The sequence below is a fragment of the Streptomyces sp. CA-294286 genome, from assembly GCF_050947155.1.
In the GTDB taxonomy this organism is placed as follows: Bacteria; Actinomycetota; Actinomycetes; order Streptomycetales; family Streptomycetaceae; genus Streptomyces.
In genome coordinates this window covers 2,502,863-2,518,355 of record NZ_CP192005.1, presented here as the reverse complement: position 1 = coordinate 2,518,355, position 15,493 = coordinate 2,502,863, and the positions used below count along the sequence as shown (strand labels likewise).

Genomic DNA, 15,493 nt, shown 5'->3' with positions numbered 1-15,493 from the left:
CGCTGATCAGCGCAGTTTGGGTGCCAAGCCATGGTGAAGTTCAGCCCGTTGAGGGGTCAGCACGAACAATGCCGCTAGGCCGTGTATCGAAAGTGGATCTTGGACTGTGAATGATCACGGTTCATGGGTCGGGGAGATCTCACGGATGAACAGTGGGCGGTGCTGGAGCCGTTGTTGCCGAAGGGCACGAGGGCGGGTCGGCCGCCTGTCTGGTCTCGGCGGCGGCCGATCGACGGCATACGGTTCAGGGTCCGGACCGGTGTCGCGACCGCGGTGACGAAGTCCTCCACCCCGCCGGCCTCTAGGAGGCGGGGTGGCCGAGAACTGTCATAGGCGGGGATTGTGGCGTCCCGCATTTGTGTTCGGTATCAGTACCGAAGTTCACGAAGCCGGTGTGCGGATCGGAGTACGGCCACCGTCCTCGATCATCTCGGCTGCCTCCTCCTCATCCACGCGCATGGTGCCTTCGCCGTAGCAGTCGTCGCACCTGTCCCAGACGCGTTCGGCCTCATCGTTGTCGTCTGCTCTGATGACCTGCACGGACCCGTCGCCATTGCATTCGTCGCAGGTGAACTCGTACTCGCCTGGCACCAATTCCATCGCGCGTCCCTCCCGGTGAGTGTCTGAGGCCGGAATTCTACGCATCCCCGCATGGCTCCCGAAGCCTGCAGCAGGTGACAGCATCTTTGACGACCGCGCTCTAACTTGCCAGCAGATCCGTCGAGTTGCGGCGACCACCTGTCAGTGCCTGAACAGACGGTCGGTAATCACACCGCCCATCGGGCCCGACGTCTCCTCGATGGGCGTTGCAGATCACCGGCGGCGCGCCCCGGCCATCTGAACCGCGCCGAAGAACTGCAAGGTCACCGCTCCGCACGTCATGGACACCAGTGTCCGGTGCCCCATTCATTCCTTCGCGAGGTGATCCATCACCGCAGCCGTCCTGCGACGCATAGGGCCTGCCTCGTGCGCACGAGGCAGGCCCGCGAGGCAAGGCCCCTTCGGGTGAGCGCTACCCGTTGTCCTCAATCGGTCAGGCCGCGTCAGGTACGGATTCCCCCAGGAAGAGGGAACGGGCGCGGGAACGGAAGCCCGAGTTCAACCCTGCGCTGCCAACCAGGAAGCCCACGACGTCGGCTGCACGCTTGGCGGCGACCTCCTCGAACAGCCCTCCCATGTCCTCAGGCTTTTCAATGCGCTTACCAAGAGCGGTCACAGTGGTGGCCAGTTCGAGCATTCGGAGGGCCGGCATCACAGTATCCGGACGAGTCAGAACTCGAACGGCGAGCTCCCGCAAACGCGGATAGTACTCGGGAAGCAGCCCCACGTGTACCTGCTCGGGAAGGGCACCCGTCTTCTTGATGTTCTCAAGCAGTTGCGACAATCCCTGCTTCTCACGGAGCCCGACGGGCCCCCCGAAGAGGTACTCCTGCAGGCCACGGTCATGATCTGCTACGTGAGTCGCTCGCATACTTTCCACTGCTTGACTTAGGGAAAGTAGGTAGAGCCACGAGCAGTCCAGAACGAGGGCCAGATGGTGCGGGATGCGAGGATCCAGGTGATTGGCGACGCTCGCGAGCTCCTCCACCATCTGGAGAGGGTTGCGGTGCTGTTCGGTGATCCAGTACGTGAACTCCCTGTATTCCAAGAGTGATTTGAGACGCTTATCCAACCCACCGAATGCCCGAAGGACCTGCGTGGCCTTCGCTGGTTCGAAGAGCCAGGCCAATGGCTCGGCTTCCAGGTCGAGATGACTCGGATGCAACTGCTCCAGACTGGTGATCTCTGAGCTGTTTAGAGCAGAGATCCGCAAGCGAGATGTGAGCTGTCTTGCCGCGTTGCTGAGATCCTTCTCCCGCACCATGTAAGCGGCATCGGCCGCGAAGAAGTCTGCAACTCCACGAACCCAGAACATACGGTTCGTCGAGCCTTTACTCGTGGTCTTGCAGTCGACGATGGCGCTCTGAACGTGGAACGCACCGCTGATCACGTATCCGAGCACGTCAAGGTCGGTGTAGGACTCAGGCACGCTTGATCGCCGCCCGCGCTGCCCACTGGATGGCGCATCAGTCGCTGCGACGCCTACGCTTCGGAGTTGCACATCCAGGCGTGTCGTATAGCCCATCCTCCACAAGAGCCTTCGGGATGCGACTTTGAGACCCAGGTCGAGTTCCGTCATCGGATGCGTCCCCTTCCGAGAGCTGCGTCGATGACACCCTGCCATTGCTTCGGTGAGGTCCGCGCCTTGGCTCGCGTTCGGTGCATCGTCTGCATTGGCGCCGTGAAGCTCTGACCCAAGGACAGGGTTTGGCGGGCTTGTTCGTCGCCCACCCGTCCCTTGAGTTGTTCGCCGTGAGTGACCAGGTCACGGGCAATCTGCAGAGCCTGTCGATTGTCTGGAGTGTCGATGAACTGAGGAGTCACCCAGCTTCCCCCCGGCCGAGTATCAGGACCGAACCTGATCAACCCCGCCGCGTGGACGAGGCGATACTGCCGTTCGTGCGAGGAGTGGGGGTTCAAGAATCCGACATTCCTGTCAAGGAGCTTGTCGATAACGGCGATCAGCGCGTCCGGCGGAAGATTGGTGCTGCCGCCGAAGTGTTGTCCGCATCGCAGGCAGGCCAGCAGAGCAAGGGCCTTATCCAAGATCGGCTTGCGACCTCGCAGAAGGTCGTGATCAAGGATGTAAGGCAATGCAGCGAAGGGCTGCAGAGTGCCGTTCGGCTGCTCTACTGCGGGGGCCAGGAGTAGACCGCGGGCGATGGCCTCCTGTAGAAGGGGCTGGCCATCGCCTACCGGCAGGCCTTGTTCGCCGCGTACGGCAGCGAAGGCCTGTGCGAGAGATTCAGCGCCGTGATCGCGGATCAGATTGCCCATGACCTCCGGGTTCTCGAAGCCGAAGAACGGTGAGTAGAGGACGTCCCCGTCTGGCATCTGGATTCGCTTGACGAGTTGGGATCGCTCACCCAATTCCAGCAGTCTGGGTAGCGCGGAAGAGTCCAACCCGACACGATTGGACGCCTCCTCCTCAGGCACTGGCCCTTCGGCGAGATAGTCAACAAGGAGCACCATCTGCTCCTCGGCCTCTGACGGATGGCGGTCCCTCCACGCCTCACCAAGCTTGGCGTACAGGTCGTCGTAATACGGGACGCTCTCGGTGAACTTGACGATCTTGCCGCCGGCACGCTGTACACCCTCAACGAAGCCGAGTTCATCCAACGCGAGGACAACCTGGTCGAAGGCGAAATGATTTACGTCCAGCTGTTCGGCCGCCAAGGCTCGCAGAGCCTGAGCGTCACCGATCACTTCCTGACCACGTACAAGTGCCGCGACGCTCGCTGCCATCCCGATCAGTTGGGTATCGGCAAGAGGAGTCAGTGTGCCCGAGTTCGGATCCACGTTGCGCAACCCAGCATGCACGTCCTGACAGCGCAGGCCTTCATCGAACCTGTCCATCCAACCCCCCAGTCATCTGCCGAGCGCTCCATGTCGCCCGGTTCCACCGGTACTTCAGAGACCCTGCTCTCACGCATCGGAGATACGAACACCAAGCAGGCTCGCGGGCCCCAGCCGGTGCGGCTCCCCCGAGACAACTCACGCGAGCTGTCACCCAAGACAGTGCCCTACCTAGAGGCCACCGTGCGACCACATTCCGCATATGCGTTGAATATCCAGCATGCACCCCTTTGCCTCCCCGCAGCAGGGCTTGGAACGAGGTTGCGGGGAGGAGATGTGCCCACGCCTACATCACGGAGTGCCGTCGAGGTCGGGGCATCCAGATAGCCCATAAGCCTCGCTATCGGACATGCTCCAGCGTTCATGGCTGTGGCGTAGGCCCTGTCGATCGTGGGATCGCAGAGTTACGGGAGGAAGCCGCGGCGGCCGTCCGCGGCCGTGAAGTTGTAGGTGGTGGCCTCGGAGAGGACGCCGAAGGGAGGGTCGCCGTTCTCGATGATCACAGCCTGGCCGGGGAAGGCAAGCATGTCCTCGTAGAAGCGATCCACGACGGTGGATGTGATGCGCACGTCCGGTAGGTCGGGGTCCTGGGGGACGTATTTCACGGGCTGACGGTAGGTGACCACGGGAGAGTCCAGGACGACGAAGCCGATGTGGGGGAGGTCTCTTTCGATGCAGAAGCGGGCTAGGGAGGTGGTAAAGGCAGAATGCAGGACGGACCGCACGCCCTTGCCGCGACCAGCGCGCGGGCGGCCCCCGGCCTGGATCTCGGCGTTGTATTGGTCATACCCAGGGTTGTCGACTGCTGGTACGTCCCAGTCGGCCAGCGTGCGTTGGAGGACCGAGTCGAAGTCGTTGACGATCCGGGCGGCGATGTAGTCGGCAGGCCGGGTGGCCGGGACCGCTGCCTCCCCATCGAGGCGAGAGCGCTTCTCCTCAAGTTCTGCGATACGTGTGTGAAGTTCCAGGCCCCGCTCGATTGCAGATCGTGCTTCCAGCAGCTCTTGGAGGCCTTCCCTTAGTGGTGCGAGCTGGGCCTCGGCTTCGGCAATGAGCTCCTCCAAAGCCTGTAGGTCATTCTGGGCGGTCCGCCAGGTCCTCGTGATCTCTTCCTGTTCGCGGGCGAGGTCGGCGATGGTCGGTAGGAGGTCGGTGAGCAGGGCAGTAGTCTTCGCGGCCTCTGCCTGTACGGCAATGTGGAGTTGAGTGGCCTCCTGCTCGCTGTGGCCGGCGTGCTGGTGCTCTGGATCAGCACCGCAGAAGACGCAGGTTCCAACACGGAAGTAGCCGAGGATGCTGCCAGCCTCGTTGACCATGACCAAACGCTCCAGATCGGAGCGGTACTGAGCCTCCAGCAAGCTAAATCTTCCCAGCAGATCGCTGACCTCGGCCAGCCGCTCGTCTAGCCCAGCGAGTCTGCGGGAGCGCTTCATACGCTCCCGAACCGCTTCGCGGTGACGTTCGTCGGCCGTTCGCAGGGCTGTGCTCTGCGCATCGATCGAGGTTTTGACCCGTACCAGGCGGTCCTTGAGGTCACGCTCAGACTCGTCCGTTTCGAGCTTCGCGTACAAGTCGATCACCAGTTGGTCCAGAAGGTTGATCTGTCCCCTGTTCACACGTCGCTGTCCCGCGTTGGGCCCGGTGTCGATGGAAGGGTCTCCTTCCCCGGTCAGGAGAAACCTCATTACCGACATCTCCGCGGTGCGGGTGGTGGCAGTGCCGGTGCGTAGGACCGGGGAGGGCATGGCGATCATGCGGTCTTCTGTAACCAAGGACAGGTAGACCAGATCGGTCAGCGTCAAGGAACGGGTGCCGCCGGCTTCGTTTTTGCGGATAAGGACCTCGTCCAGGCCCATGGCGCGCATCAAGTGGATCGAGAGGCTGTTTTTGCTGCGTGCGTTGTGCACAGAGTTCACGATGGCGTCTGCCGGCCGGTGGACCAGGTCGCGGAGGTCCTCGAAATGCAGGTGCGTGGAGTTGGTGCCGGGCCGACGGACGAGGGTCAGCGGGCTGCCGTCGGGTAGCAGTAGCCCGAGAAGGATCTGGGTGTATCCCTCGGCCTGCGGAACCATGGTCAGCTGGGAGCCGCCGAGCATGTACTCGACAGACCTGACGATGAAGGTCTTCCCGGTGTCGGAGGCACCGTAGATCGTGGTCAGCTCGGAACCGAAGACGATCTGCGCTGATGGCTTACCCGAGCCTGCATAGGTGAGGTGAACCAGCTGGAGACTACCCACGATGGCCCTCGAACGGACGGGAGGTCACGGGGGCGGGGGGAGGCGTCAACAGGGATCGCGTGGTGGCGCGTACGTCCGTGTTCGGGGCCCATTCGTGAACGGCCCACTCGGCGCGCTCGCGGAGCCTGAGAAGGTACGGGGCTTCGAGAACTTCGACGAAGGCCGGTCCGCGTTCCGTAGCCCGGTAGACCAGGCCGGTTCCGTCAGCTTCGAGCTCGGCCAAGCCGGCTCGGATGAGTACCAGAAGTGCCTGTTCGAGGACCGTACGCTTCAGGCCGAGTTCCCCTGAGCGTGCGGGCAGGTCCGGGTGAAGGCTGGGCGGGCCGTCGAACTCTCCGCTGTGCAGTACGGCGTGGTCCAAGAGGGCGAGCTGGGCCAGGTCTAGGGCATCAGGATGGCTCTCTGAGAGCACAACCAGTGCCCGCACGCCGATCTCCAGCGGGCTGTTCAGGGGTTTCATGGCCCTTCTTCCTCACACCACGTCAGCTCGTCCTCGTGCGCCAGGTGATGACATACCCCGGTACGGTCCAGAGTTCTCACGTGCTGTGCGAAAACGGTCTGCGTCAGGCCGGCACTGATCGCTTGTGAGGTGACGGCCTGCAGTCGCTTCCACCCCGTGGGGTGGTCATCCCGCGCCACATCGATCACGGCGTCGTAAATGTCCTTGACGATGGCTTCGAAGTGACCCGGAGGGTAGGCCTCCTCCCCGAAACGACGCAGCGACTCTGCGCTGAAGAATGCTTCGCGCTGATGACGCAAGTGCGGTCCAGCCTTGGAGTGCTGTGCAATCTGGGCAAGGGTGCTGGCATCGCTGGGCCAGCGCTCGGCGTAGACCTGCACGAGTTGCTGGACATAACGGGCCTCGCGCGGCTCTGGCTCCTCGGGCGGTTCCATGACGGCCGGCCGGGGCGGGAACTCCGGCGGGAATCGCTTTACCCAGAAGTCAGTAGTTTTGTGCTGTTCAAGCATCTGCTTCATGTTGACGGTCCGGAAGATCTCGAACGGCGTCTCTGCAGCCAGTTCCTCTGCCTCCCGCCTCAGCTGCGGGCCCAGGTCCGTGATCACCTTGTCCGTGGACTCGCGCAGTGCTTCCACGAAGCCCTTGCGGGTAGTGACCGGGCGTTGCAGAGCCTGCTGCAGGCTGGGGCCGATGGACGGAGCGACGAAGGTGTACTGCTCCGGCACAATAAACTGGCCGGTGACTACGCCCGCGAACATTTTCCGGATCTCACCTGCAGCGGTGCTCCAGGCCAAGGTTCCTTTGTAGCGCTTGCATTGGTAGTTATGCCAGGGGCCTTCCAGGCCCTGAGGAGTGAGGAACGCGGCCACATCGATGCCGTGGTCGCCAGCGCCTCCCTGGCGCTCTACCCGTACGTACAGGCTTTCCAGGGCAGGAACCCACTCCTCGACGAACTTTTCGAACTCGTCGGGGTCGTAGGTGAAGACGATCTTCTCGGGCGACGGCATGGCCGGGAACTGCATGGCTGTCGGAAAGTTGAGAATGAGCGACGAAGTGCCTGCTCGGACTCCTGCCCCTTGCGGGCCCTGACTCGGATCCAACATCTCCCCCTGGAAGCCTCCGCTGCACCCCAGCGATGGACCCACTAGAGGTACCACTCGCGAGTCGTTCGCGAGAAGACCATGAGCATGCGAGTAGGAGCCAGAGCCGGGGCTGGTGTGCCCCGTGGGCAGACACCCGTGTCGGGTGGGAGCGCGTGGTTCATCGCTCGTGCGTCCACGAGGCGCCTGCCAGCGGCGCCAGCTTGCTCGGGTGCATCGCGCGGTGCGTTCGCCGCCGAGGTTGGATCGACGCCAGGCCGCCCGCTGAATCGGTGGAAGTTCGCCGTCGGCCCGATACTACTTGCCTAACTTGCCAGGCAGCGTCGAAGCTCGATGAGCTGCAGAAGCACTTGACAACACTAGATAACGATCGCCGCCTGCGCCTTCGCGGCGGTGCTCTACAAGGTGGTGACGAGCGGTGCCGTTTCGGCGGCCTTGCAGGCGGCGGTGGGGAGGGCGCTGGATGTGCAGTTCTGAGGAGCCGACGGAGGCGGACGGGCGGGAAGGCGGTACGCGGGGTGCGGACAGGGGATTCGTGACGGCGGAGGCGGCGATGGGGCTGCCGGTGCTGCTCCTGTTCGGGATGGCGCTGGTGTGGGCGCTGATGGCCGCCTCGGCCCAGATCCAATGCGTGGACGCGGCCCGCGCCGGGGCCCGAGCCGCCGCCCGGCAGGAGCCGCGGGGTGCGACGGAGGAGGCGGCCCGGCAGGCGGCTCCGGACGGTGCGCGGGTGGGGTTCCTGCGAGAAGGCGACCTCGTGCGGGTACGGGTCGAGGCCCCCGCGCCGGGAGCGGGCGTCCTGGGGGCGGGGAGGCTGGGGCTGACGTTGCGGGCGGAGGCGGTGGCCCTGGCGGAGGAGACGGTGGGGGTGGGGACGTGAGGCGGTGGTGGCGCTGTCGCCGCGGGCGGGGGCAGGAGCAGGAGCAGGAGAAGTGGGGCCCGAGGTGGCGGGGGCTGGGTCGGGGGGACCGGCACCCGGGGCGGTGGCGGCTCGGGGTCTGGCGGAGATCGAGGGGTACGGGGGCCGGCGGGCCTGGGCCGGGCGGACCTCGACTGGGTCGGTGGGCCGGTCGGTTGGGCCGGTTGCATCGGTTGGGTCGGTTGGGTCGCACGGGTCGCACGGGCCGTACGCGTCGGCTGGATCGGCGGGAGCGGGGGTCGGCCACGATTTGGGGGCTGGGGGTCGTCGCGGTGCTGGCCGTGGTGTTCGTCGGGGTGCTGGCCATGGCGCAGGTCGTGGTGGCGCGGCACCGGGCGGGCGGGGGTGCGGACCTGGCGGCGCTGGCAGCGGCGGGGGTGTGGGCACGGGGGGAAGAGGTGGCCTGCGGCCGGGCGGTGGAGGTCGCGGTGGCGCAGGGGGTGCGCGTGGTGGGGTGCGCGGTGCGGGGGGAGGTGGCGGATGTGTCGGCGGCGGTGAGCGTGGGGCCGCATGCGGTGGTGGTGCGGTCGAGGGCTGGGCCGGGGAACTGAGCGGGGCGGGGCCGGGCGGGGCGGCGGGGGGCGGGCGCGCCTCCGGGCCCGGCGGCCCTCGGGGTCCCTGGTCTCCGCGGGGCCGGGCGTCCAGGTCCTTCGGACACGCCGCACGTCCAGGTCTTCCGGGCGTCCAGGTCCTTCGGACACGCCGCACGTCCAGGTCTTCCGGGCGTCCAGGTCCTTCGGACACGCCGGGCGCCCAGGTCCTCCCGGCGCCCAGGCCCTCCGGACGTGCCGCAGCCGTCAGATCCCTGCGGATGTCCCGCCCGCCGGGTCCCTGCGGGCGCCCCGGACCCGTCAGGCCCTGTGGGAATTCACGGGCCGTCAGTTCCTCTGGCCTGCGGGGTGTTCCAGCACTCGTCTGGTCCTGCGGGCGTCCCGGCCCTGTGGGGTCCTGCGGGGTGTTTCCGGACCCGTCAGGTCCTGCAGGCGTCCCTGACCCGTCAGGCCCCTGTGGGTGTTCCTGGGCCAAGGTCCCTGCGAACCCCCTGCACCCGCCAGGGCCCCTGCGGGCGTCGTACCGGGCAGTCCACGGTCGGCGGGGGTGCTCTCAGGACTCGGACGGGTCGGCGGGGGCCGCGTTCAGCAGGGTGGTGAGGAGGCGGAGGGCGCCTCGTTTGTGGAGTGGTTCGTTGCCGTTGCCGCACTTGGGGGACTGGATGCAGGAAGGGCAGCCGGCGTCGCACTCGCAGGAGGCGATGGCTTCGCGGGTGGCGGTGAGCCAGGCGCGGGCGGTGTGGAAGCCGCGTTCGGCGAAGCCCGCGCCGCCGGGATGGCCGTCGTACACGAAGACCGTCGGAAGGAGCGTGTCCGGGTGGAGGGGGATCGAGACGCCGCCGATGTCCCAGCGGTCGCAGGTGGCGAACAGGGGGAGCAGGCCGATGGCGGCGTGTTCGGCGGCGTGCAGGGCGCCGGGGAGGATCTCCGGGGTGAGGCGGGCCGTGTCGAGGTCGTCCTCGGTGAGGGTCCACCAGACGGCGCGGGTGCGCAGGGTGCGGGGCGGGAGGTCGAGTTTGGTCTCGCCGAGGACTTCGCCGGTGATGAGTTTGCGGCGGAGGTAGGAGACCACCTGGTGGGTGACCTCGACGGAGCCGTACTGGAGCCGTGCCGTGCCCCACGGGACGGTCTCGTCGGTGCTGAGAACGGACAGGGCGGTGGTGTCGCGGGCGGTGGTGGAGTACGGCGGGTCGGCCTCCTCGACCAGTGCCGCGGAGTCTTCGAGGTCGAGGTGGCGGACCAGGTAGGTGCGGCCCTGGTGGAGGTGGACGGCCCCCTGATGGACGGCGGTGTGGGCGGCCTCGGCGTCGACGGTGCCGAGGAGCCGGCCCGTGGATTCCTCCACGATCTGGACGGGGCGGCCGCCACCGCCGCGGATGTCGGCCAGGTCGGTGGCCCGGTCGCGGCGGGTCCAGTACCAGGAGCGGTTGCGGCGGCGGAGCAGGTTGGCCGCTTCGAGGGACGGGAGAAGGGGCTCGCAGGCGGGGCCGAAGAGTGCGAAGTCCGCCTCGGTGAGCGGCTGCTCGGCCGCCGCGGCGCAGAGGTGGGGAGCCAGGACGTAGGGGTTGTCCGGGTCGAGGACCGTCGACTCGACGGGCTGGGAGAACAGGGCCTCCGGATGGTGGGCGAGGTAGGTGTCCAGGGGGTCGTCACGGGCGACGAGGACCGCCAGGGCGCCTTCGCCCGAGCGGCCCGCCCGGCCGGCCTGCTGCCACAGCGAGGCGCGGGTTCCGGGGTAGCCCGCGATGAGGACGGCGTCCAGGCCGGAGACGTCGATGCCGAGTTCGAGGGCGGTGGTGGCGGCCAGGCCGAGGAGTTCTCCGGAGTGGAGGGCGGCTTCGAGGGCGCGGCGTTCCTCGGGCAGGTAGCCGCCGCGGTAGGCGGCCACCCGGTGGGGCAGCGAGCGGTCGACCGCAGCCAGCCGGTCCTTGGCGATGAGGGAGATCAGTTCGGCGCCGCGGCGCGACCGTACGAAAGCGACTGTGCGGATCTTGTGAAGAACCAGGTCGGTGAGGAGGTCTGCGGTCTCGGCGGTGGCCGTGCGCCGGACGGGTGCGTTCTTCTCGCCGTGCAGCTCGGTGAGCGGGGGCTCCCAGAGGGCGAACACGAGCTCACCGCGCGGGGAGGCGTCGTCGGCGACCTCCGCGACGGGCAGGCCCGTCAGCCGGCCCGCGGCCACCGCGGGTTCGGCGGCGGTGGCGGAGGCCAGGAGGAAGACCGGTTCGGAGCCGTACCGGGCGCACAGCCGGCGCAGCCGGCGGATCACCTGGGCGACGTGCGAGCCGAAGACGCCCCGGTAGGTGTGGCACTCGTCGATGACGACGTACCGCAGGGCCTTCAGGAAGGACGACCAGCGGGGGTGGGAGGGGAGTATCCCGCGGTGCAGCATGTCCGGGTTGGTGAGGACCAGGTTCGCGTACTGCCGGACCCACTCGCGCTCCTCGACCGGGGTGTCCCCGTCGTAGACCGCCGGGCGGACCGCGTTGCCGAGGGGGGCCGCGAGCGACTTCACCGCGCGCCGCTGGTCGGCGGCCAATGCCTTCGTCGGCGCCAGGTAGAGGGCGGTCGCCCCGCGGCCGTTGGGGGCCTCGGAGCCGTCGAGGAGCGCGGTGAGGACCGGCGCGAGGTACGCGAGGGACTTGCCGGAGGCCGTTCCTGTGGCGATCACCACGGATTCGCCGTCCAGGGCGTGCTCCGCGGCCTGCGCCTGGTGGGTCCAGGGGTGCTCGATCCCGGCTTCCCTGATCGTCGTGATCACTTCGGTACGGATGCGGTGGGGCCACACTGCATGGCTGCCCTCCCTCGGGGGCAGGTGCTCCGTATGAGTGACGCGAGCGGCCCGGCTCCCCCCTGCGGTGAGACGGGCGAGGACCTCGCCGGGAGACGGGGTCTGGGCCCTGCTCCGGGGAGGTCGTCCAGTAGGGGGATTGGTGGCCATCACCGCCGAGTGTGTCACTGGCGTGACGGACAATGGTCCCAAGGCGTCGTGCTCGCCTGCTGGTAAGTGATTGAATGCCTTTCGCGGCTGGCGTTCCGTCCTCTGGCTCCGCCGGGGAGACCTCAGGGGGGCGGCCGCTCGATAGCAAGGTGCTGGAGGATCCGTGGACCTGTCCCTGTCGACTCGCAATGTGACTGGACCTGCTGGCGACCGAACGGTCGTCGAGGTCGGTGGCGAGATTGATGTGTATACCGCGCCCAAGCTGCGCGAGCAGTTGGTCGAGTTGGTGAACGACGGCAGCTATCACTTGGTTGTCGACATGGAGGGCGTGGACTTCCTCGACTCCACCGGCCTCGGCGTGCTCGTGGGCGGACTGAAGCGTGTGCGTGCCCACGAGGGCTCGCTGCGTCTGGTCTGCAACCAGGAGCGCATTCTCAAGATCTTCCGGATTACCGGGCTGACCAAGGTGTTCCCGATTCACACCACGGTCGACGAAGCCGTCGCCGCCACCGACTGACGGTCGCGCCGACGGCTTTCGGGCCACCGGAAGCAGAACAAGTAACACAAGCAGGACATTTTGCGGGGTACCGGGCTCCTGGTCCGGTCCCCGCGCATGCACGCCCGTACGTCCTAGGGGGAGCGCAATGGCCACCGTGGAACTCCGTTTCAGCGCCCAGCCCGAGCACGTCAGGACGGCCCGCCTCGTGGCGGCCGCCGTGGCGCGCCGTGCCGGGGTCGACGAGGCGGTGCTGGACGAGGTCCGGCTCGCGGTGGGCGAGGCCTGTTCCCGGGCCGTGGGGCTGCACCGTACGAACAACATCGCGGCTCCGGTGCGGGTGGCGCTGACCGAGGAGGAGAAGTCCTTCTCCATCGAGGTCGGCGACGAGGTGCCCGTTCCGGACAGTTCGGCTGCGGGAGCGCGCAGCGCCTCCGAGGCCGGGCCGGGCGCCGTGGATCTCGATGCCGACGGCGAGGACGACATGGGTCTCGCCGTGATCAGCGGGCTCGTCGACGACCTCCGGGTCACCGGCGGGCCCGGCGGCGGAGCGATCCTGATGAGCTGGCCCACCTCTTCGGCGGTGGTAATGCCGTGAATGCATTTCCCCAGTGATTCCGAAGTGGTTGAAGTGATGAAGGAATGGCCCTGCTGAGCAGGGCCTTTCCTTTTTTCCGCGGTATTCCTCGATCATCTTCCGTGATCGCTTGAACGGCACTCTGTTGGGAACAGCTTCCGCTACCTACAATCCGTCCACATCTTGAGCTTCTGCATCAAGGAGGACGAATGGCGGGACTTCTCAACTCCCCACAGTCCGATCATGTCTCGTACCTCGCGGTTTCCCTCACCGAAGACAATCGCCTCATCGTGATCGTCATCGCGGCCGTCGCCGTCGCCGCGCTGATCGTCGCCCGGCTGCTGGTGCGGCAGGTGCTGGCGGCCGACGAGGGCACCGACTCCATGAAGGAGATCGCGGTCGCCATCCAGGAAGGCGCGAACGCCTATCTGATGAGGCAGTTGCGCACTCTGGGGGTCTTCGCGGTCGTCGTGGTCTTTCTGTTGTTGCTGCTTCCGGCGGACAACACCTCGCAGCGGATCGGACGGTCGCTGTTCTTCCTCGTCGGCGCTCTGTTCTCGGCGGCCACCGGATACATCGGTATGCGTCTCGCCGTACGGAGCAATGTGCGCGTCGCGGCGGCTGCGCGGGAAGCGACTCCTGTGGCCGGGGAGCCGGAAAAGGATTTGACCAAGGTCTCGCACAAAGCGATGAAGATCGCTTTTCGTACGGGCGGCGTCGTCGGCATGATCACGGTGGGCCTCGGTCTGCTCGGCGCGGCCGTCGTCGTCCTCGTGTACGCCGAACACGCGCCCAAGGTCCTGGAGGGCTTCGGCCTCGGGGCGGCCCTGATCGCGATGTTCATGAGGGTCGGCGGCGGCATCTTCACCAAGGCCGCCGACGTCGGCGCCGACCTGGTCGGCAAGGTGGAGCAGGGCATTCCGGAGGACGACCCGCGCAACGCCGCGACCATCGCCGACAACGTGGGCGACAACGTCGGCGACTGCGCGGGCATGGCCGCCGACCTCTTCGAGTCGTACGCTGTCACGCTGGTCGCCGCGCTGATCCTGGGCATGGCGGCCTTCGGCGACGCCGGCCTGGCCTTCCCGCTGATCGTCCCGGCGATCGGTGTGATCACCGCCATGATCGGCATCTTCGCCGTCGCGCCCCGGCGCGGCGACCGCAGCGGCATGACGGCGATCAACCGCGGATTCTTCATCTCCGCCGCCATCTCGCTCGTGCTGGTCGCCGTGGCCGTCTTCGTGCACCTGCCGTCGTCGTACGCCGATCTGCGGGGCGTCGGGGACGAATCCGTGCTCGGGCACAGCGGGGACCCACGGGTGCTGGCGCTGGTCGCCGTGGCCATCGGCATCGTGCTGGCCGCGCTGATCCAGCAGCTCACCGGGTACTTCACGGAGACCAGCCGCCGGCCCGTGCGGGACATCGGAAAGTCGTCGCTGACCGGGCCCGCGACCGTCGTGCTGGCGGGCATCTCCATCGGGCTCGAATCGGCCGTCTACACGGCGCTGCTGATCGGGCTCGGGGTGTACGGGGCGTTCCTGCTCGGCGGTACCTCGATCATCCTCGCCCTCTTCGCGGTCGCCCTGGCCGGAACCGGACTGCTCACCACCGTCGGCGTCATCGTCGCGATGGACACCTTCGGCCCGGTCTCCGACAACGCGCAGGGCATCGCCGAGATGTCCGGAGACGTCACGGGCGCCGGCGCGCAGGTGCTCACCGACCTGGACGCCGTCGGCAACACGACCAAGGCCATCACCAAGGGCATCGCCATCGCGACCGCGGTCCTCGCGGCGGCCGCGCTCTTCGGCTCGTACCGCGACGCGATCCTCGGCGCGGCGCGGAAGGCGGGCATCGTGACCGGCGGCGAGGGCACGCCGGTCAACCTCTCCATGGACATCTCGCAGCCCAACAACCTCGTCGGGCTGATGCTCGGCGCGGCGGTCGTCTTCCTCTTCTCCGGGCTGGCGATCAACGCGGTGTCCCGGTCGGCTGGCGCCGTGGTCTACGAGGTGCGGCGGCAGTTCCGCGAGCACCCCGGGATCATGGACTACACGGAGAAGCCGGAGTACGGACGGGTCGTCGACATCTGTACGAAGGACGCCCTGCGTGAGCTGGCGACACCGGGTCTGCTCGCCGTCATGGCCCCGATCGCGGTCGGGTTCACCTTCGGTGTCGGGGCGCTCGGCTCCTACCTCGCGGGGGCGATCGGGGCCGGCACGCTCATGGCGGTCTTCCTCGCCAACTCGGGCGGTGCCTGGGACAACGCGAAGAAGCTCGTCGAGGACGGGCACCACGGCGGAAAGGGCAGCGACGCGCACGCCGCGACCGTCATCGGCGACACGGTCGGCGACCCGTTCAAGGACACCGCGGGTCCCGCGATCAACCCGCTGCTGAAGGTGATGAACCTGGTGGCGCTGCTGATCGCCCCCGCCGTCGTGCAGTACAGCTTCGGCGTCGACGCGAACCCGTGGGTGCGGGCCGTCGTCGCGGTGATCGCCTTCGGGGTCATCGTCGCAGCGGTGTACGTCTCGAAGCGGCGCGGTGTCGCGATGGGGGACGGGGACGATGCGGAGGGAGGCGTTCCGAGGCAGTCGGAGCCGCCGGTGGCGTCGAAGGCGGTGAGGTCGCCGGGGTGAGCCGCGCAGGGTGACGCACCCGGTCGGGTACGGGGGCGTCACGGCACGTCAGCAGGCGGGCGGGTGGCGCGCGTTGGTGCGCCGCCCGCCCGATGCGCGTGTGGTGCATGAGGTTTGTGCGGG

At 67.3% G+C, this 15,493-nt stretch carries 13 protein-coding genes and 1 pseudogene; 7 read left to right on the top strand and 7 right to left on the bottom strand.

Annotated features, from left to right (window positions below; all coding sequences use genetic code 11):
* Positions 1 to 123: 123 nt before the first annotated feature.
* Positions 124 to 264: pseudogene (locus ACQPZG_RS15905) on the top strand (transposase); the annotation flags it as partial.
* 117 nt (positions 265 to 381) lie between these two features.
* Here ACQPZG_RS15905 and ACQPZG_RS15900 read toward each other — a convergent pair.
* The 6 genes from ACQPZG_RS15900 to ACQPZG_RS15875 all read right to left on the bottom strand — a co-directional run bounded on the left by ACQPZG_RS15900 (position 382) and on the right by ACQPZG_RS15875 (position 7,175).
* Positions 382 to 600, bottom strand: a complete 219-nt coding sequence (locus tag ACQPZG_RS15900) for a hypothetical protein (protein ID WP_433546415.1) — start codon at positions 598 to 600, stop codon at positions 382 to 384.
* A gap of 433 nt (positions 601 to 1,033) precedes the next feature.
* Positions 1,034 to 2,179 (bottom strand): hypothetical protein, encoded by a 1,146-nt coding sequence (locus tag ACQPZG_RS15895; RefSeq protein ID WP_158689985.1) that lies wholly within the window; start codon positions 2,177 to 2,179, stop codon positions 1,034 to 1,036.
* On the bottom strand, positions 2,176 to 3,456 hold the full coding sequence (locus tag ACQPZG_RS15890) for a hypothetical protein (protein ID WP_018514232.1): 1,281 nt from the start codon (positions 3,454 to 3,456) through the stop codon (positions 2,176 to 2,178). Before ACQPZG_RS15890 ends, ACQPZG_RS15895 begins: the two co-directional genes overlap by 4 nt.
* 404 nt (positions 3,457 to 3,860) lie before the next feature.
* The gene (locus ACQPZG_RS15885) at positions 3,861 to 5,693 is read right to left on the bottom strand and encodes a hypothetical protein (protein ID WP_433546414.1); all 1,833 of its coding nucleotides are present in this window, start codon (positions 5,691 to 5,693) and stop codon (positions 3,861 to 3,863) included.
* The gene (locus ACQPZG_RS15880; protein ID WP_405759831.1) at positions 5,686 to 6,153 is read right to left on the bottom strand and encodes an ABC-three component system middle component 2; all 468 of its coding nucleotides are present in this window, start codon (positions 6,151 to 6,153) and stop codon (positions 5,686 to 5,688) included. The genes ACQPZG_RS15885 and ACQPZG_RS15880 overlap by 8 nt, the downstream gene beginning before the upstream one ends.
* Positions 6,150 to 7,175: an ABC-three component system protein gene (locus tag ACQPZG_RS15875; protein WP_433546413.1), complete on the bottom strand. Its 1,026-nt coding sequence runs from the start codon at positions 7,173 to 7,175 to the stop codon at positions 6,150 to 6,152. The genes ACQPZG_RS15880 and ACQPZG_RS15875 overlap by 4 nt, the downstream gene beginning before the upstream one ends.
* A gap of 471 nt (positions 7,176 to 7,646) precedes the next feature.
* Here ACQPZG_RS15875 and ACQPZG_RS15870 point away from each other — a divergent pair, with 471 nt between their 5' ends.
* The 3 genes from ACQPZG_RS15870 to ACQPZG_RS15860 all read left to right on the top strand — a co-directional run bounded on the left by ACQPZG_RS15870 (position 7,647) and on the right by ACQPZG_RS15860 (position 8,723).
* Positions 7,647 to 7,730: a hypothetical protein gene (locus ACQPZG_RS15870; protein ID WP_433549426.1), complete on the top strand. Its 84-nt coding sequence runs from the start codon at positions 7,647 to 7,649 to the stop codon at positions 7,728 to 7,730.
* On the top strand, positions 7,717 to 8,133 hold the full coding sequence (locus ACQPZG_RS15865) for a TadE family type IV pilus minor pilin (RefSeq protein WP_433546412.1): 417 nt from the start codon (positions 7,717 to 7,719) through the stop codon (positions 8,131 to 8,133). The genes ACQPZG_RS15870 and ACQPZG_RS15865 overlap by 14 nt, the downstream gene beginning before the upstream one ends.
* A gap of 311 nt (positions 8,134 to 8,444) precedes the next feature.
* Entirely contained in the window at positions 8,445 to 8,723 is a 279-nt protein-coding gene (locus tag ACQPZG_RS15860; RefSeq protein ID WP_433546411.1) for an Rv3654c family TadE-like protein, read from the top strand.
* A 553-nt stretch (positions 8,724 to 9,276) separates the two neighbouring features.
* Here ACQPZG_RS15860 and ACQPZG_RS15855 read toward each other — a convergent pair.
* On the bottom strand, positions 9,277 to 11,661 hold the full coding sequence (locus ACQPZG_RS15855) for a DEAD/DEAH box helicase (protein ID WP_433546410.1): 2,385 nt from the start codon (positions 11,659 to 11,661) through the stop codon (positions 9,277 to 9,279).
* A 163-nt stretch (positions 11,662 to 11,824) separates the two neighbouring features.
* Between ACQPZG_RS15855 and ACQPZG_RS15850 the strand changes: the two genes are divergently transcribed.
* The 3 genes from ACQPZG_RS15850 (at position 11,825) to ACQPZG_RS15840 (ending at position 15,370) form a co-directional block, all read left to right on the top strand.
* Entirely contained in the window at positions 11,825 to 12,178 is a 354-nt protein-coding gene (locus ACQPZG_RS15850) for an STAS domain-containing protein (protein WP_185033884.1), read from the top strand.
* A 127-nt stretch (positions 12,179 to 12,305) separates the two neighbouring features.
* The gene (locus tag ACQPZG_RS15845) at positions 12,306 to 12,755 is read left to right on the top strand and encodes an ATP-binding protein (protein WP_433546409.1); all 450 of its coding nucleotides are present in this window, start codon (positions 12,306 to 12,308) and stop codon (positions 12,753 to 12,755) included.
* 188 nt (positions 12,756 to 12,943) lie between these two features.
* Positions 12,944 to 15,370: a sodium-translocating pyrophosphatase gene (locus tag ACQPZG_RS15840; RefSeq protein WP_433546408.1), complete on the top strand. Its 2,427-nt coding sequence runs from the start codon at positions 12,944 to 12,946 to the stop codon at positions 15,368 to 15,370.
* The last annotated feature ends 123 nt before the right edge of the window (positions 15,371 to 15,493 follow it).

Excerpts from the sequence above, each read along its gene's own strand:
- ACQPZG_RS15875 (WP_433546413.1), bottom strand. The coding sequence starts at position 7,175 with ATGCAGTTCCCGGCCATGCCGTCGCCCGAGAAGATCGTCTTCACCTAC.
- ACQPZG_RS15900 (WP_433546415.1), bottom strand. The coding sequence starts at position 600 with ATGGAATTGGTGCCAGGCGAGTACGAGTTCACCTGCGACGAATGCAAT.
- ACQPZG_RS15845 (WP_433546409.1), top strand. The coding sequence starts at position 12,306 with ATGGCCACCGTGGAACTCCGTTTCAGCGCCCAGCCCGAGCACGTCAGG.
- ACQPZG_RS15855 (WP_433546410.1), bottom strand. The coding sequence starts at position 11,661 with ATGGCCACCAATCCCCCTACTGGACGACCTCCCCGGAGCAGGGCCCAG.
- ACQPZG_RS15895 (WP_158689985.1), bottom strand. The coding sequence starts at position 2,179 with ATGACGGAACTCGACCTGGGTCTCAAAGTCGCATCCCGAAGGCTCTTG.
- ACQPZG_RS15890 (WP_018514232.1), bottom strand. The coding sequence starts at position 3,456 with ATGGACAGGTTCGATGAAGGCCTGCGCTGTCAGGACGTGCATGCTGGG.
- ACQPZG_RS15880 (WP_405759831.1), bottom strand. The coding sequence starts at position 6,153 with ATGAAACCCCTGAACAGCCCGCTGGAGATCGGCGTGCGGGCACTGGTT.
- ACQPZG_RS15840 (WP_433546408.1), top strand. The coding sequence starts at position 12,944 with ATGGCGGGACTTCTCAACTCCCCACAGTCCGATCATGTCTCGTACCTC.
- ACQPZG_RS15865 (WP_433546412.1), top strand. The coding sequence starts at position 7,717 with ATGTGCAGTTCTGAGGAGCCGACGGAGGCGGACGGGCGGGAAGGCGGT.